A 24,114-nucleotide genomic window follows, 5' to 3' on the forward strand; every position below is an offset into this window, starting at 1 on the left:
AACCCCGACATCAACCCCGACATCAACCCTCGAAGGAGCACACCATGAGCAGCACGCTAAACCCCGATGAAGCGCCGCAACAGGTCGTTAAAGAGACGTCCGGCACGACCGGCGCGCTCGGTCCGAGCGATTCGTCCGACAGTGGCAGCGACGTCGCCGGCGCGAAGCGCCATGCGTTCGACGTCGATTCGGAACTGGACAACCACGCGCTCGAAACCGGCGACAGCGAACTCGGCAGCGATACGGATCGCGCGGGCACCGGCGAGCGCGCCGCGGCCGACGGCGACTCGACGCTCACCCCGGACCGCGATATCGAACCGGACCGCGTGATCGATCCGATCGACCCGTTGGCTCGCGACGACGACGGCCTCGACGACGATCCGCACGGACTTTGATACGCGGATACCGACATAGGCACACCTTTTGCTGATGTCCCCACAACGAAGGGACCGCGCCGTGTAATGCGCCCGGTCCCGGCAGGCAACTGAAGGAGAACACGAATGAGCAACACGCTGAATGGCTGCAAGATCGCGGTCCTCGCCATGGACGGATTCGAACAGGCGGAACTGATCGAGCCGAAGCGCGCGCTCGCCGATGCGGGCGCCACCGTGCACGTCATTTCGTCGAAGCCCGGCAAGATTCAGGGCTTCAAACACGTCGACAAGGGCGAAGCAGTCGACGTCGACACCACCTTCGACAGAGTCACCGCGTCCGACTACGACGCCGTGGTGCTGCCGGGCGGGGTGGTGAACGGCGACGCGATCCGTCTGCTGCCGCAGGCGCAAGCCTTCGTCAAAGCCGCCGACAGCGCGAAGAAACCGATCGCGGTGATCTGCCACGGCGCCTGGCTGCCGGTGTCGGCGGGGATCATCAAGGGCCGCACGGTGACGAGCTGGCCGAGCTTGCAGGACGATATTCGCAATGCGGGCGGAACGTGGGTCGACCAGGAGGTCGTCGAGGACGGCAACCTGATTACGAGCCGCAAACCCGACGATCTTCCCGCATTCAATAAAACGCTGATTGCGCAACTATCCAGGCGCAAGGCGGCTTAAGCGCGAGCGATCGACGCGGCGCGCCGGCTCACGAAACCGGTGGCGCCGCGTGGCAGCGCTGCGCGTCGGTGAACCCGTCGACCAGGGAGAAAATGCATGAAACTCCGGTATTCCCTACAAGTGATGACGACCGCGCTGGGGCTAGGCGTGGCGTCGATCGGCGCGGTGTACGCGCAAGCCAGCGACGCCCCGGCCAGCGATGCGCCGGTGAGCGGCACCCAACTCTCGCCGGCTGACCAGCAGTTCGTGCAGGACGCGTCGCAAGCCGATGCGACCGAAATCGCCGCGAGCAAGATCGCGTTGAAGAATGCCAGCGATCCGCATGTGAAGAAATTCGCGCAGCAGATGATCGTCGATCACACGAAACTCTCGCACGGCATGGCGGCGCTGGTCGCGAAGAAGGGCTTCACGACGACACCGTCCGCGGATGCCGCGTTGGTCGGCAAGCTTCAATCGCTCAAGGGTAACGCGTTCGATCAGGCGTACGTCGAGCAGATCGGGCTGGAAGCGCATCAACGCGCGGTCGATCTGTTCCAGCAGGAAGCGCAGAGCGGCACGGACTCGCAGCTGAAAGCGGCTGCCGCGCACGCGTTGCCGACCATCAAACATCATCTCGCGATGGCGCAGCAACTCGCCGGTGCCTTGAAGGGTTCGTCATGAACGCGATCCTGCCGCGTCCGGCCTATGAGGACTCTCTTATGCAGATCACTTTTTCCGACGACGAGCCGGCTTTCGACGGCGCCAATCTGATGGTGCGCTTCATGGCGCGCGTGGACGGCGAAGCGGTGTCGTGCGCGATTACCGCCGAAGCGCTGGAAGATCATTTCGGCGCCGATTCCGCGCTCGAATCCGCGCTGATGTCCGCGTTCGACAAAGGCCGCCATCGCATCCGTTCGGTTTGCGCGGAAGCGCTCGACCTGAATGCCGGCGAAGGCGTAGTGTTGCATAGCGGACTGTTCAGAGTGGAAGGCATGGAACCGGACCGTGGCGCCACGGCGTAGCGCCCACGCTGTCGCGTGCCGGCCGGGCGCCTGTCTGGGCGTCTTGCGGCGCAGCAAGGCGTGGCCGCGCAGTTCGCGGACGTCAATCAACGATGCAAGGAGGCCTTATGTCACTCATCGTCGCAGCACGTTTCACGACTTTTCCGTCCGCTGAAAACGCGGCGCAAAAACTCTTCAACGCAGGTTTCGTCGAAGAAGACGTCACGCTGTTTTTCGTCAATCCGCGCGGCCAGCACGCGCGCTATCCGATTGGCGGCGATACCGCCACGGACGCCAGCGCAAGGGAGGCGCCGAAGGGCGCGGGGCTCGGCGTCACGATCGGTGCGGCGGCGGGCGCGGTGGTGGGCGTCGGTATTTTCGCGGCGTTCTCGGCGCCGATTCTGGTGTCGCTGATTGCGGCCGGCGTCGGCGCTTATATCGGCTCGCTGGCCGGCGCCATGATGCGGACGCGGGGCGGTGGGACGCCGGGGCACCGCTCGCCGTTTCACGAGGAAACGCGCGACTCGGGCGTGCTCGTCGCGGTCCATGTGTCGCCGGACAATCAGTTCGACGCCGCGCGTGTGCTGCGCGAAGCGGGCGGCGCGGCGGTCGAGCGCGCAACCGGCCGCTGGCAGCAGGGACGTTGGGCGGATTTCGATCCGTTGAAGCAGCCGGAGCCCTTGAACGAGTACACGGAAAGACACGCCTGAGACCGCTGGCGTGAGATGTTGCCGGGTTTATTCCGGTCGTCTTGAATAGCAAACGGCCCGACTACTGTCGGGCCGTTTTGCATGGGCTGAGTTCAGATTAAACCCTTGCATTCACACCCAGATTCGCGGCGCGTCATGCGGCGCTGCCGGCGCACGATCCCCCCGACTTTGGTCGCTGGTCGCTTCGCAGCCGGCGGGCACCAGACCTTCGTGCATCGCGCCGCAGGACGTCGACATGTTTTGCACGCCTGCCGGCGACGTTTCGTTTTGCAGGAGATGTTCGCGAACCTGCATCACGGTGGCGGAGGTGACGATTGCAATGGCAACCAGATATTCCGCGCGTCTGATTTTCATGGTGACACTCCCTGTCGTTTTTGCCTGCCTGTTGTTCTGAATTCCTTCGCACGGGTCGCCAGGTGTTTTGCGTTGTCGGCGGCGTGCGGGCGCAGCAGATAAAGCAACCGCCGTGCCATTCACGAAAGCACCATGCAGCAAGGCGCGTAGCGCATGCGTGGCGGCTACTGCGCGCAACATTTACGTGCGTTGGCAAGATTGGCCCGGCCACGGCGGTCTCGCGGTCGTCTCCTTCGCGCTGATTCCGCTGATCTTTCGCGTTTGCAGGCCGGGCACGCGTCATGCGAATAGGTGATCGAAGGCTGTTGGCGGGTCGCACTTGCCCGCCGACGGATTCCACGATCAACGAAACCCCTGGAGGTATTGCATGGCTACGAACGTTATTTCCGTACTGAACGATCTGGTCGAAACGTCGAAGGACGGCGAGAAGGGCTTTCGCAAAGCAGCTGAAGACGCACACGACGCGCAACTGAAGACGATGTTTCTGTCGCGTGCCGAAGACTGCACGCGTGGCGCGCGCGAGTTGCAGGATGCCGTGCAGGCGTTGGGCGGCAAGCCCGATACGGGCGGCAGCATGAGCGGCGCGTTGCATCGCGGCTGGGTCGACTTGAAGTCGGCCGTGACGGACCGCAGCGACCACGACATCCTCGCCGATTGTGAAAAGGGCGAAGACGTCGCGAAGAAGCACTATCACGATGCGCTCGAAAAGGATTTGCCGGTGGACGTACGCGCGATCGTCGAGCGGCAGTATCAGGGCGTGCTGCAGAACCATGACCGCGTGCGTGACCTGCGCGATCAGTATGCGGCTGCGAAGCGGTGATAGCGGGGGCTTCTGCCGGCATGTGTTAGCGGCGGCATGAAGCAGTAGCATGAGCAGTTCGGCGGCCTGGTGCTTGTAAAAGTGCCAGGCCGTTGTGCTTCAAGCGTGGCGCACGGCGATGCGCGCCGCGTCCATAAAAAAAGCCGCTCCATGGAGCGGCTTCGACACGAGCGGGCACGCAGCCCGCCGCGAGATCAGTCGTCCAGCAGCGACAGATCGCGCACCGCGCCTTTATCGGCCGACATCACCAGCTTGGCATACGCCTTCAGCGCCGCGGATACCTTGCGCGGACGCGGATTCGCAGGCTTCCAACCCTTCGCGTTCTGCTCTTCGCGACGACGCGCGAGTTCCTCGTCGGACAGCAGCACGTTGATCGTGCGATTCGGAATGTCGATGCGGATCCTGTCGCCGTTACGCACCAGCCCGATCGCACCGCCGGCTGCCGCCTCAGGCGAGCAGTGGCCGATCGACAGACCTGACGTACCGCCCGAGAAGCGGCCGTCGGTCAGCAGCGCGCAAGCCTTGCCCAGACCCTTCGACTTGATATAGCTCGTCGGATAAAGCATTTCCTGCATGCCGGGGCCGCCCTTGGGGCCTTCGTAGCGCACGATCACCACGTCGCCGGCCTTGACCTTGTCGTTGAGAATGTCCTCGACCGCTTCGTCCTGCGATTCGGTGACATGGGCCGTGCCCTCGAACACGTGAATGCTCTCGTCGACGCCCGCGGTCTTCACCACGCAACCGTCGAGTGCGATGTTGCCGGTCAGCACGCCCAGGCCGCCTTCTTTCGAGAACGCGTGTTCGTACGAACGGATGCAACCTTCGGCACGATCGAGATCCAGGCTCGGCCAACGCGTGTTCTGACTGAACGCGACCTGCGTCGGGATGCCGGCGGGTCCTGCCATGTAGAAAGTGCGCACGGCTTCATCTTGCGTACGGACGATATCCCACTGGTCCAGCGCGTCTTTCAGCGTGGCGGTGTGTACGGTGGGCACGTCGGTGTGCAGTTTGCCGGCACGATCCAGCTCGCCCAGGATCGCCATGATGCCGCCCGCGCGATGCACGTCTTCGATGTGGTACTTGTTGGTGTTCGGCGCGACCTTGCACAACTGCGGCACGATGCGCGACAGGCGGTCGATGTCGGTCATCGTGAAGTCGATCTCCGCTTCGCGGGCAATGGCCAGCAGGTGCAGGATCGTGTTGGTCGAGCCGCCCATGGCGATGTCGAGCGTCATGGCGTTTTCGAACGCCTTGAAGCCCACGGCGCGCGGCAGGATCGACGCGTTTTCCTCTTCGTAGTACTGGCGTGCCAGTTCCACCACGCGGCGGCCGGCGCGCTTGAACAACTGCTCACGATCGGCATGGGTGGCGACTACCGTGCCGTTACCCGGCAACGACAGACCGAGCGCTTCGGTCAGGCAGTTCATCGAATTGGCCGTGAACATGCCCGAGCACGAACCGCAGGTCGGGCAGGCGGAGCGTTCCACTTCGGCGACGTCGGCGTCGGAATAGCTCGGGTCCGCGGCGATCACCATGGCGTCCACCAGATCGAGCTTCTTGAACTCGATGGTGCCGGTTTTCGGGTTCGCGAGGCGCGTTTTGCCGGCTTCCATCGGGCCGCCGGAGACGAAGATCACCGGAATGTTCAGCCGCATGGCGGCCATCAGCATGCCTGGGGTGATCTTGTCGCAGTTCGAGATGCAGACCATCGCGTCGGCGCAGTGCGCGTTGACCATGTATTCGACCGAGTCCGCGATGATGTCGCGGCTGGGCAGCGAATACAGCATGCCGTCGTGGCCCATGGCAATGCCGTCGTCCACGGCAATGGTGTTGAATTCCTTGGCGACGCCACCCGCGGCTTCGATTTCGCGCGCGACGAGCTGGCCCAGGTCTTTCAGGTGGACGTGGCCGGGGACGAACTGGGTGAACGAATTGACCACCGCGATAATCGGCTTGGAAAAGTCTTCGTCTTTCATGCCGGTGGCGCGCCACAGCGAGCGTGCCCCTGCCATGTTGCGGCCGGCGGTGGAGGTTTTGGAACGGTATGCGGGCATTGTGGTGGTTGAAAAGTAACGCGGATAGGGTAGCGGGCCACGGGAGTAAAGGCCCCTCACGCGCCCGTGCGAACAACCTTTTGAGCCGCGCTTCGGGCAAACTTCGTGATTATCCCATACCGGTCGAAAGGCGTGCGGCGCAAGGGTTCCAGGGCGTGCGGGCCGAACGCACCGCAAAAACCGCGCGCCATGAAAAAAGCCGTTCGCGTAGTGCGAACGGCTTTTTCCTGTTCCGCTGAAGCACCGCAGGACGGAAACCGGCGCTAACCGGCGCCCGCCTGTTGGCTTGCCCGACCTTATTCGGCGGCGATCTTCAGATGGTTCTTCACGCTCGACACGCCCTTGACGGCTTCGACCACTTCGCCGGCCGCTGCCTTGTCGTCGGACGAAGGCACCGTGCCCGTGAGCCACACCACGCCCTTGCGGGTCTTCACGTGAATATGGGTCGACTTGACGTTCTTGGCCGCGAGCAGATCGGCCTTGGCCTTGGTGGTGATGGTGCCGTCGTCGACGTGCTGGCCGATGGTTTCCGACGCGGCCGACGGCGCCGAGGCGCTGGTCTGCGCCGTGGCGTTCAGTGCGAATGCGACACAAGCAATGCTACCTGCTGCCTTGAGAAATTGGATCGTCTTCATATGGTTTCTCCTTCGGGTGTTGATGAAAATGGCGGTCTTGTTGCCTGCGAACGATCGCGGCCGAAGCCGCCGATGACTCGCGTGGGGTCGTTGCCGCTACGGTTCCGTCACGGCCCGTTATCGACACCGGACGAGGGTGTTTGCCTGCGGTTTCGCTGCGTTGCCGCGTTTGCTGCCGCTGCAAAGACCGGCGTCCGTCCACATAGTGCTCATCCGCAAGGGGTGTGCCTGGATCTGGCCGTATCGGTCTAGGAAGCGGCAAGACCTTTACCGGGCGGCTATTTCGCCTGACAAATCGGTCGCAACGGCCGCGCGACGCGGCGCCGCGCGGGCTGCGCCGATACGGTCCGGAATTTGCCGGGTGCTTGTAAAAAAGGCCGCGCGGCGCCTGCGCAATTGGCGGGCCTGAAAACCCAAACCATATAAAAAACAGCGTGTTGCGCGAGCTGGTACGACAGTTGCTCTATGAGAGGTCACGAACCATCTTTCGGCTATTAACGGGACCTCACTACAATGCCTTCCATCGAACTACGCACAAGGCAGTCTCTCGCACTCACGCCGCGTCTTCAGCAATCGGTGCGTCTGTTGCAGTTGTCGTCTCTCGAGTTTCAACAGGAGTTGCGCACCGCGCTCGACACCAATCCGTTCCTCGAGTACGACTCGTCGGAGACGGAAGACGTTGCGCTGGCAACCACTTCACCGGGCGACGAAGCCGGCGCGCTGCCCTCCACCGATACCGTCGCCACGGCCGAACCCGACGCCATGCCTGCCGAGGCGTCCAGCGCCGACTCGATGGAAAGCTCGGGTCAGGACGACATGCCCGGCGACGCCGGTGACTTCGGCGGCGAATTCTCCGGCGACTACGGCAGCCGTAGCTCGTCCCGTCAAAATGGCGACTCCGACGGCAGCGATCCCGCCGAATGGGCGCGTTCGCAACCCACGCTGCGCGAGCAACTGCACGATGCATTGCGGCTGTATCGCCTCGACGATCGCGATCGCGCGGTGGCCCGTTTCATTATCGAAGCGCTCGACGACGACGGCTATCTGCGCCAGGAGCTTGCGGATCTCGCCGACAGCGTCGATCTCGAACCGGAACTGACCGAAGACGAATTACTAGTGGCGCTGCGTCTCGTGCAATCGCTCGATCGTCCGGGTTTGGGCGCGCGTTCGCTGTCGGAGTGTCTGTCGCTGCAGGTGAACGCGTTGCCGTCCGACACGCCGGGACGTGAGGTGGCGCGACAGATCGTCGACCATCATCTGGAACGTCTCGCGCGGCGCGAGCAGGCCGAGTTGCAGAAGCAGATCGGCTGCAGCGCCGATGAATTGCGGGTGGCCTGCGCGCTGGTGCGCAAGCTCGACCCGAAGCCGGGCAATTGCTACGGCCGTACCGAAGACAACTACGTGGTGCCGGACGTGATCGTGCGTCAGGTGCGCAACAAGTGGGCGGTGGCGATCAATCCCGCCGTGCAGCCGCGCGCTCGCATTCACCGCATGTACGCGGAGCTGTTCGCGCAGTCGGCCGGCGCCAGCCGTTCGCCGCTCGCGCAACAGTTGCAGGAAGCGCGCTGGCTGATCCGTAATGCGCAGCAGCGTTTCGATACGATTCAGCGCGTGGCGGAATGCATCGTCGCGCATCAGAAAGCGTTCTTCCAGTACGGCGAAATCGCGTTGAAGCCGATGGTGCTGCGTGACGTGGCCGACGAACTCGGCCTGCACGAGTCGACGATTTCGCGTGCTACGGGCAACAAATATATGGCTACCCCGCGCGGTATTTTCGAATTCAAGCATTTCTTCCCGCGCGAACTCGGTACGGAAAGCGGTGGCACCTGTTCGGCCGCCGCGGTGCGCGCGCTGCTCAAGGAAATGATCGCGGCGGAGAACACCCGCGATCCGCTGTCGGACGTCTCGCTCGCCAAAATGCTCGCGGATCAGGGCGTGCTGGTGGCGCGTCGCACGGTGGCGAAGTACCGGCATCTGATGAAGGTGCCGCCGGCGGAATTGCGTCGCCAGGTTTAAGCCGGCTTCAGCGTCGCCGGTTTGCGGCGCGCGCGTTCCGCGCGAAGACCGCGCTGAACCGATATCAACGAAGAAGCGCCAGGCGAACTATCCGTTCGCGTGGCGCTTCTTCGTATCTGGACGTTTGGTGTTTGCCCCATTACATTGGCGGGTCCAGTGAAAACGGGGTGAACGCAATGAAGTACTCGAATCTGGTGGAGCGCTTGCAGGGCAGACGCACGTCGGCCTGGGAGATTCATCGCACCGCGCAACAGGCGTTGGCCAACGGCGAAGACGTCATCGTGCTGAGCGTGGGCGATCCCGATTTCGCGACGCCCGCGCCGATCGTCGAGCGCGCGGTCGAGGCATTGCGCGGCGGCGACACGCATTACAGCGCGGTGTCCGGCCGCGAACCGGTGCGCGTGGCGATCGCCGAAGAACACACGCGCATGACCGGCTGCGCCACCGGCGCGGCCAACGTGATCCTCACCGCGGGCGCGCAGAACGGCGTCTTCGCCGCGTCGCTGTGCCTGCTGCAAGCCGGCGACGAAGTGATCGTTCCCGAGCCGATGTATCTGACCTACGAAGCCTGCGTGCGCGCGGCGGGCGCCACGCTGGTGGCCGTACCAGTCGACGCGGCGCGCGCCTTTCATGTCAACTGCGACGTGCTCGAAGCGGCGATCACGCCGCGCACCCGGGCCATCTTCTTCGCCACGCCGTGCAATCCCACCGGCGTCGTGATGCCGCGCGCCGATCTCGAACGCATCGCACGGCTCGCTTGCGAGCACGATCTCTGGGTGCTGTCCGACGAGGTGTATGCCGATCTCACGTTCGAACGCGAGCATGTGAGCATTGGCGCGCTGCCCGGCATGGCCGAGCGTACCGTGACGCTCGGCAGTCTGTCGAAGTCGCATGCCATGGCAGGCTGGCGCGTCGGCTGGGCGATCGGTCCGGCGGAGTTGATCGAGCATTGGGGGCGGCTCGCGCTCGCCATGCTCTATGGTTTGCCGGGCTTTATTCAGCAGGCCGCGTTGACGGCTTTGCAGCATAAGGCGCACATTGCCGCTGAAATGCGCGAGATTTACCGGCGTCGCCGCGACGTGGTGTTCGAGCGCTTGCATGGCGTGCCGGGTTTGCGCTGTCTGCTGCCCGAAGCCGGTATGTTCATGATGGTCGACGTGAGCGGCACCGGTCTCGACACGGTCGATTTCACATGGCAGCTGTTTCGCGCGAAAGGGGTGTCGCTGCTCGATGCAAGCGCGTTCGGCGATACGGCGAATGGCTTCGTTCGGCTTGGTTTTGTAGTCGATGAAGCGCAACTGATCGAGGCGTGCGAGCGGATCACGGCGTTTGTCGGCGGATTGAAGGCTGTGCGCGCAGCGGAGTAGATCGGCACGGTATGGATCGGCGGCTGGCGATTCTTCAGCGGGGACACCATGGGCGTTCGTTTTGATCTTTCGTGGCGTGGCTTGGGGGCGGCGCGGATGGCAAGGTCGGCTCGCGTGGCGGCGTTGGGTTTGGCTGCGATGTGCGTGTTCGTTCAGCCGGACGCAGCGGCCGAAACGGATGACTCGGCCGATTTAGCCGCGAGCGCTGAAACGGCCGCCTCGGCGCCGGGCTTGCCTTCGGCTCACGCGCCAGCGTCCAACCGGCGCATCGATGCCAGCAGCCAGCCGGGCGGCGACGCGCAGGCGAATCGCAATCCGCCGCCCAACGATGCACCGCAACGTTCTGCCGCCGCGACGCGAAGCGGCCCGCTCACCGCTGCGCCGCGCGATACGACGAAAGCCGAAGCCGCCGCGATTCCCGTGCCGCCCGAAACCACGGCAGTCACCCGGCATACGATCCGCCTCGACGGCCGCAAGCTCGACTACACCGCGACCGCCGGCAATCTGCTGCTGCGTGACAAAAGCGGCCAGGCTAACGCAAGCGTTTTCTACGTGGCGTACACCGTGGCCAGCCAACCGCCCGGCACGCGCCCGCTCACGTTCCTGTTCAACGGCGGTCCCGGCGCAGGCAGCGTGTTCCTGATGATGGGCTCGTTCGGACCGAAGCGGGCGCATACGGCGAGCCCCGCCATCACGCCGCCCCCGCCGTACGTGCTCGACGACAACCCCGACAGCCTGCTGGCCAGCACCGATCTGGTCTTTATCGACGCCGTGGGCGCGGGTTTTTCGCGAACGGTCGGGCATGGCGCGGGCAAGGACTTCTGGGGCGTCGACAAGGACCTCGACGCGTTCTCGCAATTCATCGACCGTTATCTGACGGTGAACCAGCGCTGGAATTCGCCGAAGTATCTGCTCGGCGAGTCGTACGGCACCGCGCGCGCCGCGATGCTGGCGTATCGGCTGGGGCAGGACAATATGGGGCTCAACGGCGTGATCCTGATGTCGTCGGTGCTCGATTCCGCCGACTTTTCGCCGGGCTCCGATTTCCAGAGCGAAAGCTATCTGCCGAGCTTCGCCGCGATTGCGTGGTATCACGACAAGATCAATCCGAAGCCGGCCAGCTTGCCGGCCTTTCTCGACGAAGCCCGCGCGTTCGCTCGCGGACCGTACGCGCAAGCGCTCGCCCAGGGCGACGCGCTGCCCGACGCCGAACGCGATGCGATCGCGGCGCGTATCGCACAGTTCACCGGGCTCGACGTCGGCTATGTGAAGCGCAGCCGGTTGCGCTTGTATCCGTCGCGTTTTCGCAGTGAACTGCTGCGCGATCAGGGGCGCAGCGTGGGCCGTTACGACGCGCGTTTCGAAGGGCTCGAATTCGACGGCGTGTCCGAGCGTCCCGATTACGATGCGTCGGTGACCAGCGTGTCGAGCGCGTTCGACGCCGCGTTGCATCAGCATCTTGCGCAAGATCTGCACTTCACGCCAACCGACCGTTACCGCGTCTTCAACGACGAAGCGTTGACGCAATGGGACTGGAAGCATCGCGAATGGTGGGGCGAACATCTGCCGGTGCCTTACGCGGCGGGCGATCTGGCCGAGGCGATGCGGCAGAATCCGCAGTTGCGCGTCATGTCGCTGAACGGCTATTTCGACCTCGCCACACCGTTTTACGCGACCGAATACGCGCTCGCGCATCTCGGCGTGGACGCGCCGCTGCGCGCCAACGTGCGGCTCGCCTACTACCCGACCGGTCACATGATCTATCTCGACGATGCGGCTTTGCATGCGCTCAAGCGCGATCTGACGAGCTTTTACGCGGGGGCTGCGGCGCGGTAGGGCGCGAAGGCGAGGTCGGGGCAAACCGTGGACCGCTATAATTCGATGCTTCGACGCACTCGCATCAGGCTTCGCTCGCGCGCTCGCCAGGTGCGTTGAATCCTGCCTCATCAACCCGGTTCTCACCCCTGTTCCAGCGCTGCCCATGCCATTTCGCCCGATCCAGTCCTTCACGCGCAAACGGCTTTCCGACGTGGTGTCCGACCAGATCAAGCAACTGATCTCGGCCGGCACGCTGATGCCCGGCGACCGCTTGCCGGCCGAACGCGATCTGGCCACGCAACTCGGCGTATCGCGGCCTTCGCTGCGCGAAGCGCTGATTCGCCTCGAAGCGGACGGCTACATTGAAACCTCGGGGCGGGGCGGCTTCATGGTGGTGGACGTCACCGCGCCGATCATCTCCAAGCCGCTGGCCGAACTGCTTACGCAGAATCCGCGTACCAGTGCCGATATTCTGGAACTGCGCCAGGGGCTCGAAGCGATTTCCACGGCGTATGCGGCGGAGCGCGCCACGGCCGCCGATCTGCAAAAGATCACCGGCGCGTTCGAGGCCTTGAAGGCCGGCTCGCTGTCGCAAGATCGCGTGAACCTCGCCGAACTGGACGCCGCGTTTCATCTCGCGATCGCGGACGCCACGCACAACATCGCGTTGGCGCATGTGATGCACGGCATCCTGACGCTGATTCGCGAGGGCATGCGCCAATACCATCGGCTGATCGATTACGACGAGGCGATGGAAAAGCAGTTGATGACGCAACATCAGGCGATCTACGACGCCGTGATGGCGCGCGATGCGCAAAAGGCCCGCAAGGCCGCCGAGCGTCATTTGACCTTCGTTCGCGAAATCTATCAGGACGACGCCGCGAATCCCACGGCGAATGTCGTTTCCTGATTGCCGTTGAGGTAGGGCGGCCACGCCGCCTTCCGCCTCAGCATACCCACCCAAGCCCATGCGCGGATTGACACCGCCCGGCGACTTCCTTATATTTCGTGGTCAGACCAACATTACCACGCTGACCAATTGGGCAAAACCCGTGGTCCGGCTCATCGGCATGATTCCGCAGTACAGTAGGTGAATCGCCGGCTGCCGATTTTCTTTTCAAAAAGCTTATGAAAGTCGCCCTGTTTATCCCGTGCTTTATCGACGCGTTCTATCCCGAAGTGGGCATTGCCACGCTCGAATTGCTTGAACGCTTCGGCATTGAGGTCGACTATCCGCAGGAGCAGACCTGCTGCGGGCAGCCCATGGCCAACAGCGGCGCGCATGCCGAGGCGGCCGGCGCCGAGCGCGTGTTCGCGCGCAATTTCGCGGATTACGATTACATCGTCGGGCCGTCGGCGAGTTGCATCCACCACGTGCGCGAACATCTGACCGCGCTGGAACAGACCGACGAAGTCAAACGGGTTCGCGCCAACGCGTATGAACTCGTCGAGTTTCTGCACGACGTGGTCGGCGCGCGCGAATTTCCGTGGGCCGAATTTCCGCATCGCGTGGGTCTGCACAATAGCTGCAGCGCGTTGCGGCATCTGAAGGAAGCCTCCATATCCGAAGTCTCGGCCACGCCGTTCTCGAAGCCGCGCACCTTGCTGGAAGGCGTGAAGGGCATCGAGTTCGTCAAACCGGCGCGGCCCGACGAATGCTGCGGCTTCGGCGGCACGTTTTCGGTGACCGAAGAGCCGGTGTCGGTGCGTATGGGGCAGGACAAGGTTCGCGATCATCTGCAGGCGGGCGCCGAATACATCGTTTCGGGCGACATGTCGTGTCTGATGCATCAGCAAGGCTGCGCGGAGCGCATGAAGGCCGAAGCGCGCTTCATCCACATCGCGCAGGTGCTCAATGGAGCGCGCACATGAGCCGTATCGATCACGCGAAAGCCGCCGGCGCTTTCATCAAGAAGACCGAGCATGTGGCGTTTCACGACAAGCGGCTGTGGGATTTGCGCGAGAAGCGCGACGCGCAGGCGCACGGCATCGCCGAATGGGAGACGATGCGCGAGTTGGCGTCGGGCATCAAGGAACACACGTTGTCGCATCTGTCGGACTACCTCGAGCAGTTCGCCGCGGCGGCCGAGGCGAACGGCGTGGTCGTACATTGGGCCGCGACCGCGGAAGAGCACAACGCGCTGGTGCACCAGATCATGTCCGAACGCGGCATGACCACGCTGGTGAAAAGCAAGTCGATGCTCACCGACGAATGCAAGATGCGCGAGTATCTGGAGCCGCGCGGCATTACGGTGATGGAGACAGACCTGGGCGAACGCATCCAGCAACTCGATCACCAGGACCCGAGTCATATGGTGGTGCCGGCGGTCCACAAGCTGCGCGCCGACGTCGCCGAACTGTTCGGTCGCACGATCGGCACCGATCCGAAGAACAGCGATATTCACTATCTCGCGGAAAGCCAGCGGATGAACACGCGGCCGTACTTCGTGCGCGAAAAAACGGCCGGCATGACCGGTTGTAATTTCGCGGTGGCGGAAACCGGTACCGTGGTGGTGTGTACGAACGAAGGCAATGCGGATCTGTCGGCGAACGTGCCGCCGCTGCATATCGCCTCGATCGGGATCGAAAAGCTGATTCCGACAGTGGCCGATCTCGGCGTGTTTATCCGCATGCTATCGCGTAGCGCGTTGGGTTCGCCGATCACGCAGTACACGTCGCATTTTCGCGCGCCGCGTCCGGGCACGGAGATGCATTTCATCCTCGTCGATCACGGCCGTTCCGAACGGCTCGCGATGGAAGACTTCTGGTACTCGCTCAAGTGCATTCGCTGCGGCGCCTGCATGAACACCTGTCCGGTGTACCGGCGCAGCGGCGGGCTCTCGTACGGCGGCACGTACTCGGGGCCGATCGGCGCCATCATCAATCCCACCTACGATCTGAAGCGCTATAGCGCGTTGCCGTTCGCGTCGACGTTGAACGGCAGTTGCACGAACGTGTGCCCGGTGAAGATCAATATTCACGAGCAGATCTACAAGTGGCGCACGGTGATCGCCGAGCATCACGAAGTGCCGTTCGTGAAGCAGGAAGTGCTAAAAATGGCGGGGCGGTTGCTCGCGAGTCCGACCTTGTATCGCGCGACGGTGTCGTCGATGGGCAGCGCGTTGCGTGGGCTGCCGAATTTCGTGTTGTACAACCCGCTGAATATCTGGGGCAAGCAACGGGCGTTGCCGGAGGCGCCGAAACTGACCTTCCACGCCTGGTACAAGAAGAATCGTGGAGGTAAAGATGGCAACGCGTGAGGCGTTTCTGGAGAAGGTACGCCAGGCGCAACCCGCAGAGCGGCCACGGCCCGACGTGCCGTTGTTCGACGCGGTGGGGGGAGATTTACGTGCGCGTTTTACGGCTGCGTTGCTGGCGATGGGCGGCACCTGCGTCGAGGTTGCCTCCGCCGCCGACGTGAGCGCGCTGATCCGCGAGCGCTTCGGCGATACGGCATCGGTGGCGTCGGCGACACCGGAGGTCGCGGGCACGCGTGTGCTGACGGCGCAGACCGAACCGGCCTCGCTGCAGGATATCGATGTCGGCGTGGTGCGGGCGCGTTTCGGTGTCGCCGAAACCGGCTCGGTGTGGTTCAGCGAGCGCGAGTATGTGGTTAACGCGCTGGGCTACCTCGTGCAGCACCTGATCGTCTTGCTCGACCCGGTTGAGATGGTGGACGGTTTGCAGGACGTCTACCGGCGCGACGATTTCCGCGACGCGCGGTATGCGGCGCTCGTCACCGGACCGTCGGCAACGGCGGATATCGAAGGCGTGCTGATTCGCGGCGCGCAAGGGGTGCGCTCGCTAACGGTGGTGTGGGCGGCGGCGCGATAGCACGCGCCGCGCGCGGGGTCAGGCATCGGGCAAGGTGGACTTCTTTCTGCCGCGACGCGGTTTCGGCTCGACGCCGATTCGCGGGTCGCGGGCGAGCACCAACGCGGTCATGCTGTCGGCGACGGCTTCGAATGCCGGGTCGTCCTGCGGGATATAGAGCCATTTCCCCAGTACAGGGTGGGGTTGCAACGCCGGAAATTCTTCGATCAACGCCGCATGGCGCTCATGTGACGTGCAGATCAGCAGGCCATTCCACGGCCGGGTGCGATCGGCGGCGATCAGACACAGCAGGCCGTCGAGATACGCGGCGTCGCTGCCGAACATCCGCTTGGTGATGTAGGTCGGATCGCGCTCGAAGGCATCGAAAATCCAGACCAGCGAGTTGCGAACGGAAGAGGGCATGGCGGTGCGTTCCCTGTTGAGTCGTCGAGTGCGTTCGATGTCGCGGTGTCGCGATGTCGAGGCTTAGTCGCGTGCGGCGCCGAATGGTCCGCCATGGCCGAACGCGAGCCGGCCGAAGCGCTCACCGATCCGGCCATGCGCCGGCCCATCCGGGTGAAGCTGATCGGGCAACGGCAGTTCGGCGAAATCCGTTTCGCCGTACAGCGTTAGACCGTCCACGTAATGCAGATGCGGATCGTCGCCCGCACGCTGCGTCACGATACGCTGCAACTCGTCGCGAATGAAGCGGAGTGTCAGCTTGCCCGTCTTGCGTTCGGCGGCGTCGCCGGTGGCCTTGAACGATATTTTCCCGGCCGCCAGCGCGTCGGGATCGAAGGCGCCGGGGCCCGGAGTGTCCTCGTGAATCGGACAATACAACGGCGAGATCACGACCAGCGGCGTGGCCGGATGACCTTCGCGGATGGTGTCGAGAAAACCGTGCACTGCCGGCGTAAAAGCTCGCGCGCGCATCAGATCCGTGTTGCACAGGTTGATGCCGAGTTTGACGCTGATCAGATCCGCCGGCGTGTCGCGCAGCGTTCGAGCGGTGAACGGATCGAGCAACGCGCTGCCGCCGAAGCCGAGGTTAATCAGCTCCACCTGACCGATCGAGGCGGCCAGTGCCGGCCAGATCGTGGTCGGACTGGGCGCGTTGGAGCCCTGGCTGATCGAACTGCCGTGGTGCAGCCAAACCTTGCGACTTTCAGCACGGCCCGGTTCGAGACGAGCATGGGTGCGTAGCGCGACCAGTTCGGCAGTCTCGTTGTGCGGCAGCCAGATTTCGACGGTTTTTTCGTGGCTCGACAAGCCGCTGAAGCGCAGCGTACCCGGCTCGCTCGACTGCTTCGATACCGCGCCGGTGCCCATGTCGATCGTCACGACGTCGCCGCCCGTTGCGCGGGCTTGCTGAACGAGTTGGCCATCGACCACCAGGTCGTACACGCCCGACGGTCGAGGCGGAACACCGGCGTAAAGGTAGCGCGTGGGCAGTACGTCGAGTTCGATCGCGCTCGACGTGGTGCGAAATACGAGGCGCACGCCGGAGGGTTGCGACTCCACCATCGCCAGCTGAGGGTCGTTGCATTGCGCACGCGCCCGGGCAGGCAGGCGATGTGGACGCACGCCGCGCGCGGTCGTTTCCAGTTCAAGCGCGCCGTGCAGGATGGCTTGAGTGATCGGTGTGGTGATCCAGTGATGCGGGCCGTTTGTCATGTCGGTTTCGTACGGATATCAATTCATAGTGTGGGTATGGCGGGCGGGCTGTGCAAACGCGAGCCAACCGGCGCGATGCCTCGATGCGCTCGTCTCAAACCCACAGCCGGTACAACCAGAACGATTCATCTTCGGCAAAACGCTGCACGAATTCGCCCGGCGAAAATCCGGTGATGCGTTTGGCCGTACGGCTCAAATGCGCCTGATCGGCAAAGCCTTCGTCGAACGCCAGTGCCGCCCAATCGACGGCTTCGCCCGCATCGTAGCGGTCCCGCGCGTTGAAGAATACGCCTTCGGTTTTAACGAGCATTTGCCATTCACGCAGCGATCGTCCGCTATGCGCCTTGATCCGCCGTTCGACTTGGCGCGCGCTGTGCGTATTACGCCACTCGTGCGCCTGCAGACCGAGACGCTCGACCCAATGACGGCCGATCTGCCGCAACGACGGCGTGGCCGACGCGCGCCCCTGCAACGCTTGCCAGCGCGTGGCCAGATGCTGCTGTAAAGCCGCGAGCGTGGCCGCGTCGTCGGGGGCGTCGAGCAGCGCTTGCAGCAGCGGTTGCCAGACCTCGCCGAGCACCGCTTGCGCGGGCACGAAGCGGTCCTGCACGGCGACCGGATCGAGCCCGAACAGCGCGCGTGCGGTGTCGGCGGTGAAGCAGATCATGCAGCCGCGGCCTGCCGTAGGCGACCAGCTGACGGTCGGTTGGGACTGGCTGCCCGACAGCATCACAGGCGCGCCGAACGGCAGCCAGTGCGGCCCTTTGGCGGTGCGGTCCACGAGTCCGCCATGCATGTGCTGAAACGCCGACAGACTCACCAGCGGCGACGCCGGAAAATGCGTCAGACGCTGCACGTCGTTCAGTGCCAGGCCGCGCGTGTCGCGAGTGATCACCGCGACGATCGCACCCTGCAACACGGCGGGCGCAAGATGAATCCGCCCATGCACGGTGTCGCCGTGACGGGAGAGTCGTGCGGCGCGCGCGAACGGATCGGGACAGGCGGCCTGGCGCGGAAGCAGGTCAAGTGTCATGGCGGCAGAGTTTAAGTAAAACCGGTGCACCTGTCAGCCATCGTCGCGCGTCACGACGGAACGTCAATGCCGGTTGTCGCACGATGTCGTTTGCGTTCAAGACGAGCGCGGCGCACTCGCCAACAATGCCCGACATGACGACCTCACCTCCCTCCCAGTGTCCCTTCCACGCGGATGAGCCGCCTCCGCTTTCAGTCCTTCACGCTCCCGGCGTCTGGCCGCCGGGGCCGGCCGTCGGCATGACCGGCTGGGGCGCGTTGCGACGCATGTCGCGTGATCTGCTGGCCACGGTAGCCGAGTGGCAGCAAGCGTTCGGTGACGTCGTTTATCTGCGGATCTGGCCGGAGCATCAGCTTGTCGTCAGCGATCCGCGGCTCGTGCGTGAGTTGCTGGTCAATCGCCACGACGCGCTGATCCGCTGGGAGCGTGGCATGCGCGTCTTCGCCGAAGTGCATGGACACAGCGTGCTGATCGCCGAGGGCGGTGCGTGGAAAGACAAGCGGCACACGTTGCAGCCGGGTTTTTCGCGGGCATCGGTGCAGGCGTTCGTGCCGACCATGGTCGCAGCGGCCGGCGCGGCGTTCGCGCTTTGGCCGCGCAACGACGACGCGTGGCCGATCGAGAGCGCGATCACGTCGCTGGCCATGGACGTGATCCTGCGGATGATGTTCTCGAGCGAGATCGGCAGCGATGCGCGGCTGGCCGAGCAAGCCGCGCATACGCTGATCGTGTCGACCTATGAGGGCCTCTACTGGCCGATGAGCTCGCCGCGCTGGGTGCCGTGGAAGCGCGCCACGCGGCGGGCGCAGGCAATGCTGGACGGTTTGATCGACCGTCATCTGCAAACGAGATTGCGCCTCGCGCGCAACGCGTGGCCGGACGATCTGCTGTCGCGTCTGCTGACGCTGCATCTGTCCGATCCGGCGGCCTGGCCGCTGCAAGCCGTCCACGACGAATGCATGACGACCTTCCTCGCGGGCCATGACACGAGCGCCGCGACGCTGACCTGGTGGGCATGGTGCATGGCCGCCAATCCGACGGCGCAGGCAGCCGCGCGCGCTGAAGTCCAGCGCGTGCTGCAAGGCGCGGAACCCGACGCGGATACGTTGACGTCTTTGCCGTATCTGACGCAGACGCTGCAGGAAACGCTGCGGCTTTACCCGAGCGTGCCGGTGCTCAGCAGCCGCCGGTCGACGCAGCCGATCACCTTGGGCGGCTGGCAATTGCCCGCCCGCACGATGTTCATGGTGCCGGTGCAGTTGATGCATCATGACCCGCGCTGGTTTCCCGAGCCGCAGGTGTTTCGCCCCGAGCGCTTCTCGCCGGACGCGCCGAAGTTGCCGCGCGGCGCTTATATGCCGTTCGGCGCCGGGCCGCGCGTGTGCCTCGGCCAGCATCTGGCCATGACCGAGCTGACGCTGATTGCGGCGATGCTGTTGCAACGCTTCGCGCTGGGCGTGCCGGCGGGGATGACGGCGCCGCGCCCGGTGCTGAACGTGTCGCTCAGGCCCGAAGCGCCGCTGCGCTTACGGCTCGAGCCAATTGCCCGCTGACACGAAGGTAGGGGTACCGCCCTGGATTTTGCTATGATTACTGTATAAACATACAGGTATCGTGAAAGCACCTTGGCAACCGTCGCCCGGTCAGATCTGCGGTCTGACGTCCCTTACTATTTGCTGAACTTCGAGCGTGCGCTGGCCTGGCTGGCCGAGCGCTATGACGACCTGCTCGACGGCGAGGAACAGGCGTTTTTGCGCGCGTTCGCGGCGTTGCCGCAGGCGTCGCGGGCGCTGCTGGTGCGCATGCTGATGCGCCAGGGCACGCTGTTCCGCGCGAGCCGGCTCACTTACCACGAGATCGGCTGTCCGTTGCTCGCCGCCGAGCCGATGACGGCGCTCGGGTGGATCGATACCGAACCCGGGCTGACGCTTGAAAATCTGTTCGCGCTGACCACGCGGCCCGAGTTGCTGGAGATTTTCGCGGAGACCATTGCGCTGATTCCCGGCGCGAAGGCATTGCGCAAAGCCGATCTGCTGGAAACGCTGCGGCCGTTTTATGACGGTGAGGGCCGCGGCGACTGCGAAGGTACGGCGGCAAACTGGCCCGAACGGCCCCTTTCCGCGTGGCACCGCACCACGTCGGATCGTGTTCTCCACGTCGCGGTCGCGCCGCTCTGCGAGCGTCTGCGGCTAATGTTCTTCGGCAATTTGCAGCAGGCCTGGTCGGAGTTCGTGCTGGCCGATCTCGGCGTGTTCCAGTATGAAAAGGTGCCGTTCGCGCCGTCGTCGCGCGCGTTCCAGCAGCGGGCCGACGTCGAGGTCTATCTCGCGCTGCACGCGTGCCGCGAAGCGCTGGATTGGCTGCCTGGCGGCGATGCGGAGCCGGCGGCAATCGACATGCTGGTTGTTGCCGTCCGCGAGATTGCCATCTCGAACGCGTGGCTCGAAACGCGTCGCGCGAAATTGCTGTTCCGGATTGGGCAGCATTGCGAGCGCCGGCAAAACTGGGCCGCCGCGCTCACCGTTTACGCGGATTGCGCATGGCCCGGCGCGCGTCATCGGCGTGTGCGCGTGCTGGAACGCAGCGAGCGTTTCGCCGAAGCGTTCGCGCTGGCTGGCGAGGCCTGCACCGCGCCGGAAAGCGAAGAAGAAGCGCAGCGTGTCGCGCGAATGATGCCGCGTCTGCGGCGCAAGCTCGGCGAGCCGATGGTGCGCGTGGCGGCGGCGCGTCCGGTGGCACGCGGCACGCTGGTGCTGCCTAGGCCTGAAGATCCAATGCCGGTCGAATACGTCACGCGCGACCATCTCACTTGCGAAAGCGCACCGGTGCATTACGTCGAGAATGCGCTGATTAATTCGCTGTTCGGCCTGCTGTGCTGGGAACCGGTATTCGCCGCGTTGCCGGGCGCGTTTTTTCACCCGTTCCAGCGCGGTCCGGCCGATCTGCACGCGCCGGATTTTCAGGCGCGTCGCGCCGGGCAATTCGCGGCGTGTCTCGCGCAACTCGATAGCGGCGCTTATCGCGACACGATTCTTCGGCACTGGCAGAGCAAGGCGGGTTTGCAATCGCCATTCGTGTTCTGGGGACTGCTGAGCCCGGAACTGGTTGCGCTCGCACTCGACTGTCTGCCCGCCGCCCATTTGAAGCTGTGGTTCGAACGGCTATTGCGCGATATTCGTAGCAATCGCTCAGGGTTGCCGGATCTGATCCGTTTCTGGCCGGCCGAACGTCGCTACGAGTTGATCGAAGTGAAAGGGCCGGGCGATCGTTTGCAGGACAACCAGATTCGCTGGCTCGCGTACTGCGTGGAGCACGGTATGCCGGTGCGCGTGGTCGACGTGCGCTGGGCAGAGGCTGAGGATGGCGTCGCCGCCGATACTGACGCGAATGCTGTCGAAGAGATCGCGGCGCAAGGCACGATCCAGGCGGAAACCGACACCACTAGCCCGGTCGCACCGCATGCCCGCGCAAAGCCCACCGCAACTACCCCCAGCCGTCGCGCCACCGAGTCCCCCACATGACCTACGTCGTCGCCGTGCGGGCCATGTGCGAATTCACCGCCAAGCGCGGCGATCTCGATCTACGTTTCACGCCCGCGCCGACCTCGCTGGAAGGCATGGCGGGCCACGTCGCGGTGGCCGGCCGCCGCGCAAGCGGTTACGAAACCGAAATCACGCTCACCGGCACGCATCGCGGCCTGACCGTGCGCGGCCGCGCCGACGGGTTCTATCCCTTCAAGAACCGCCTCGAAGAGATCAAGACGTATCGCGGCGACCTCTCGCGCATGCCCGACAATCACCGCACGCTGCATTGGGCGCAGGCGCTGGTATATGGGCATCTGCTGTGCCGTGCGCGCGGGTTGGCCGCGCTAACGGTGGCGCTGGTGTACTTCGACATTGGCACGCAGAAAGAGACGCTGCTGGAGGAGTACCACACCGCGCGCGACCTGGAGATTTTCTTCGTCGAACAATGCGAGCGCTTTCTCGATTGGGCCGTGCAGGAAGAGGCGCATCGCGCCGCGCGCAATGCCGCGCTCGGCGCGCTGCGGTTTCCGCACGGACAGTTTCGCAGCGGGCAGCGCGAGCTGGCCGTGTCGGTCTATCGCGCGGCACGCGACGGTAAGCCTTTGATGGCGCAAGCGCCCACCGGTATCGGCAAGACGCTTGCGACGATTTTCCCGCTGCTGAAAGCGTGCGCGGAGGATCAGATCGAGCGCATCTTTTTCCTCACCGCGAAGACGCCGGGCCGCGCGCTCGCGCTCGATGCCATCGACACGCTTCACCGCAGTGCCTCGGCGTTGCCTTTGAGAACCCTCGAACTGGTCGCGCGCGACAAAGCCTGCGAGCATCCCGACAAAGCCTGCAACGGCGAGTCGTGCCCGCTCGCGCTCGGCTTCTACGACCGGCTCGACGCGGCGCGCGGTGCGGCGCTGGCCGGGCCGAAGCTCGATCGCGCGTCGGTGCGCGAAGTCGCGCTCGCGCACGAGGTCTGTCCGTACTATCTGGCGCAGGAGCTGGCGCGCTGGGCCGACGTGGTGGTGGGCGATTACAACTACTACTACGACAGCAGCGCAATGCTGTACGCGCTCACGCAGATCAACCAGTGGCGCGTGGGCGTGCTGGTGGACGAGGCGCACAATCTGCTCGACCGGGCGCGGCGCATGTACACCGCGTCGCTCGATCAGGCGGCGTTGCGGCTCGCGCGCAAAACCGCGCCGGCCGCATTGCGCAAGCCGCTGGAGCGCTTGCAGCGCGAGTGGAACGCACTCAAGCGCGCGCAGGGCGAGATGTATCAGGTCTACGGTGAAGTGCCCAGCAAACTACTGTTCGCTGCCCAAAAGCTGATTGGCGAAGTGACCGATCAACTCGCAGACGCGCCGCTTTCCATCGACGAAGCGGCGCTGCGGTTTTTCTTCGACGCCATGCATTTCGTCGCGCTGGCCGAGCAGTTCGGCGAGCATTCCATTTTCGACATCACGATCAGCGCCGACCGTTTCGCGCCGCGCGATAAGACCTCCGCCACGCTGTGTGTGCGCAACGTGATTCCGGCGCCGTTTCTTGCGCAGCGTTACGCCGCCGCGCGCACTACGGTCATGTTCTCCGGCACGCTGAATCCATATCACTTCTATCGCGACACGCTGGGCTTGCCTACGTCGACCTCATGGCTCGATGTCGAGGGACCGTTTCGCGCCGAGCAATTGCAGGTGCGCGTGGCCGGCAACGTGTCGACGCGCTGGCGCGACCGCGAGCGTTCGCTGATGCCGATCGTCGATCTGATCGCGCGGCAGTATGCAGCGCAGCCGGGTAATTATCTGGGCTTTTTGAGCAGCTTCGACTATCTGCAACGCGTGGTCGAATTGATGCGCGAACGGCATCCCGACGTGCCGGTCTGGGCGCAGGAACCCGGCATGGACGAAGCCGCGCGCGACGCGTTTCTCGCGCGCTTTCGTACGCATCGTCAGGGCGTCGGCTTCGCGGTGCTGGGCGGGGCGTTTTCGGAAGGCGTCGATCTGGTCGGTCAGCAGTTGATCGGCGCGTTTATCGCGACGCTCGGGCTGCCGCAAATCAACGACGTCAACGAGCAGATGCGCCGCACGATGGACGCGAAGTTCGGCAGCGGCTACGACTACATGTATCTGTATCCGGGTTTGCAGAAGGTGGTGCAGGCGGCGGGGCGCGTGATCCGCACGGAGCAGGACCGGGGTGTGGTGCATCTGATCGACGACCGCTACCGGCGCGCGGAGGTGCGGCGCTTACTGCCGCGCTGGTGGCAGGTGGATTGAGCCCAC

At 64.3% G+C, this 24,114-nt stretch carries 22 protein-coding genes; 16 read left to right on the forward strand and 6 right to left on the reverse strand.

What is annotated here, in order from left to right; translation table 11 throughout:
* The first annotated feature begins 44 nt into the window (after nucleotides 1-44).
* From B0G83_RS05820 to B0G83_RS05840, 5 genes are all read left to right on the forward strand, one after another.
* Nucleotides 45-395 (forward strand): chemotaxis protein, encoded by a 351-nt coding sequence (locus tag B0G83_RS05820; RefSeq protein WP_105506413.1) that lies wholly within the window; start codon nucleotides 45-47, stop codon nucleotides 393-395.
* A 105-nt stretch (nucleotides 396-500) separates the two neighbouring features.
* Entirely contained in the window at nucleotides 501-1,052 is a 552-nt protein-coding gene (locus tag B0G83_RS05825; protein WP_105506414.1) for a type 1 glutamine amidotransferase domain-containing protein, read from the forward strand.
* A gap of 96 nt (nucleotides 1,053-1,148) precedes the next feature.
* Nucleotides 1,149-1,712 (forward strand): DUF4142 domain-containing protein, encoded by a 564-nt coding sequence (locus tag B0G83_RS05830; RefSeq protein ID WP_105506415.1) that lies wholly within the window; start codon nucleotides 1,149-1,151, stop codon nucleotides 1,710-1,712.
* A complete protein-coding gene (locus tag B0G83_RS05835; RefSeq protein ID WP_105506416.1) occupies nucleotides 1,709-2,053 on the forward strand; it encodes a DUF1488 domain-containing protein in 345 nt (114 codons plus the stop codon). The genes B0G83_RS05830 and B0G83_RS05835 overlap by 4 nt, the downstream gene beginning before the upstream one ends.
* Before the next feature lie 107 nt (nucleotides 2,054-2,160).
* A complete protein-coding gene (locus B0G83_RS05840) occupies nucleotides 2,161-2,742 on the forward strand; it encodes a hypothetical protein (RefSeq protein ID WP_105506417.1) in 582 nt (193 codons plus the stop codon).
* Nucleotides 2,743-2,853: 111 nt separating this feature from the next.
* Here the strand turns inward: B0G83_RS05840 and B0G83_RS05845 are convergent, their stop codons facing one another.
* A complete protein-coding gene (locus tag B0G83_RS05845) occupies nucleotides 2,854-3,219 on the reverse strand; it encodes a hypothetical protein (protein WP_258167724.1) in 366 nt (121 codons plus the stop codon).
* 244 nt (nucleotides 3,220-3,463) lie between these two features.
* Here B0G83_RS05845 and B0G83_RS05850 point away from each other — a divergent pair, with 244 nt between their 5' ends.
* On the forward strand, nucleotides 3,464-3,916 hold the full coding sequence (locus B0G83_RS05850; protein WP_105506419.1) for a PA2169 family four-helix-bundle protein: 453 nt from the start codon (nucleotides 3,464-3,466) through the stop codon (nucleotides 3,914-3,916).
* A 194-nt stretch (nucleotides 3,917-4,110) separates the two neighbouring features.
* On the opposite strand, the gene ilvD is transcribed toward B0G83_RS05850, so the two are convergent.
* On the reverse strand, nucleotides 4,111-5,970 hold the full coding sequence (ilvD, locus tag B0G83_RS05855; protein WP_105506420.1) for a dihydroxy-acid dehydratase: 1,860 nt from the start codon (nucleotides 5,968-5,970) through the stop codon (nucleotides 4,111-4,113).
* A 296-nt stretch (nucleotides 5,971-6,266) separates the two neighbouring features.
* Nucleotides 6,267-6,605 carry a BON domain-containing protein gene (locus B0G83_RS05860; protein ID WP_105506421.1) on the reverse strand — a complete coding sequence of 113 codons (339 nt, stop codon included), beginning with the start codon at nucleotides 6,603-6,605 and terminating at the stop codon, nucleotides 6,267-6,269.
* Between the two features lie 513 nt (nucleotides 6,606-7,118).
* On the opposite strand from B0G83_RS05860, the gene B0G83_RS05865 reads away from it, so the two are divergent.
* The 7 genes from B0G83_RS05865 (at nucleotide 7,119) to B0G83_RS05895 (ending at nucleotide 15,640) form a co-directional block, all read left to right on the forward strand.
* Complete coding sequence (locus tag B0G83_RS05865; protein WP_105506422.1) at nucleotides 7,119-8,621, forward strand: RNA polymerase factor sigma-54; 1,503 nt, start codon at nucleotides 7,119-7,121, stop codon at nucleotides 8,619-8,621.
* 176 nt (nucleotides 8,622-8,797) lie between these two features.
* Entirely contained in the window at nucleotides 8,798-9,988 is a 1,191-nt protein-coding gene (locus tag B0G83_RS05870) for a pyridoxal phosphate-dependent aminotransferase (protein WP_105506423.1), read from the forward strand.
* Between the two features lie 48 nt (nucleotides 9,989-10,036).
* Complete coding sequence (locus B0G83_RS05875; RefSeq protein WP_105506424.1) at nucleotides 10,037-11,824, forward strand: S10 family peptidase; 1,788 nt, start codon at nucleotides 10,037-10,039, stop codon at nucleotides 11,822-11,824.
* A gap of 145 nt (nucleotides 11,825-11,969) precedes the next feature.
* Nucleotides 11,970-12,716 carry a FadR/GntR family transcriptional regulator gene (locus tag B0G83_RS05880; RefSeq protein ID WP_105506425.1) on the forward strand — a complete coding sequence of 249 codons (747 nt, stop codon included), beginning with the start codon at nucleotides 11,970-11,972 and terminating at the stop codon, nucleotides 12,714-12,716.
* A 218-nt stretch (nucleotides 12,717-12,934) separates the two neighbouring features.
* The gene (locus B0G83_RS05885) at nucleotides 12,935-13,678 is read left to right on the forward strand and encodes a (Fe-S)-binding protein (RefSeq protein WP_105506426.1); all 744 of its coding nucleotides are present in this window, start codon (nucleotides 12,935-12,937) and stop codon (nucleotides 13,676-13,678) included.
* Nucleotides 13,675-15,066: a lactate utilization protein B gene (locus B0G83_RS05890; RefSeq protein ID WP_105506427.1), complete on the forward strand. Its 1,392-nt coding sequence runs from the start codon at nucleotides 13,675-13,677 to the stop codon at nucleotides 15,064-15,066. The genes B0G83_RS05885 and B0G83_RS05890 overlap by 4 nt, the downstream gene beginning before the upstream one ends.
* Nucleotides 15,053-15,640: an LUD domain-containing protein gene (locus tag B0G83_RS05895; protein ID WP_105506428.1), complete on the forward strand. Its 588-nt coding sequence runs from the start codon at nucleotides 15,053-15,055 to the stop codon at nucleotides 15,638-15,640. Before B0G83_RS05890 ends, B0G83_RS05895 begins: the two co-directional genes overlap by 14 nt.
* A gap of 18 nt (nucleotides 15,641-15,658) precedes the next feature.
* Here B0G83_RS05895 and B0G83_RS05900 read toward each other — a convergent pair whose 3' ends face one another.
* The 3 genes from B0G83_RS05900 to B0G83_RS05910 form a co-directional block, all read right to left on the reverse strand.
* Entirely contained in the window at nucleotides 15,659-16,042 is a 384-nt protein-coding gene (locus tag B0G83_RS05900) for a hypothetical protein (RefSeq protein ID WP_105506429.1), read from the reverse strand.
* Nucleotides 16,043-16,105: 63 nt separating this feature from the next.
* A complete protein-coding gene (locus tag B0G83_RS05905; RefSeq protein WP_105506430.1) occupies nucleotides 16,106-17,293 on the reverse strand; it encodes an SGNH/GDSL hydrolase family protein in 1,188 nt (395 codons plus the stop codon).
* Between the two features lie 94 nt (nucleotides 17,294-17,387).
* Entirely contained in the window at nucleotides 17,388-18,326 is a 939-nt protein-coding gene (locus B0G83_RS05910) for a helix-turn-helix domain-containing protein (RefSeq protein WP_105506431.1), read from the reverse strand.
* 134 nt (nucleotides 18,327-18,460) lie between these two features.
* On the opposite strand from B0G83_RS05910, the gene B0G83_RS05915 reads away from it, so the two are divergent.
* The 3 genes from B0G83_RS05915 to B0G83_RS05925 all read left to right on the forward strand — a co-directional run bounded on the left by B0G83_RS05915 (nucleotide 18,461) and on the right by B0G83_RS05925 (nucleotide 24,108).
* Nucleotides 18,461-19,879, forward strand: a complete 1,419-nt coding sequence (locus B0G83_RS05915) for a cytochrome P450 (RefSeq protein ID WP_105506610.1) — start codon at nucleotides 18,461-18,463, stop codon at nucleotides 19,877-19,879.
* 72 nt (nucleotides 19,880-19,951) lie between these two features.
* Nucleotides 19,952-21,847: a VRR-NUC domain-containing protein gene (locus tag B0G83_RS05920; RefSeq protein WP_105506432.1), complete on the forward strand. Its 1,896-nt coding sequence runs from the start codon at nucleotides 19,952-19,954 to the stop codon at nucleotides 21,845-21,847.
* Nucleotides 21,844-24,108, forward strand: a complete 2,265-nt coding sequence (locus tag B0G83_RS05925; RefSeq protein ID WP_105506433.1) for an ATP-dependent DNA helicase — start codon at nucleotides 21,844-21,846, stop codon at nucleotides 24,106-24,108. Before B0G83_RS05920 ends, B0G83_RS05925 begins: the two co-directional genes overlap by 4 nt.
* The last annotated feature ends 6 nt before the right edge of the window (nucleotides 24,109-24,114 follow it).

Source organism: Paraburkholderia sp. BL21I4N1 (assembly GCF_002973525.1).
Lineage (GTDB): Bacteria > Pseudomonadota > Gammaproteobacteria > Burkholderiales > Burkholderiaceae > Paraburkholderia.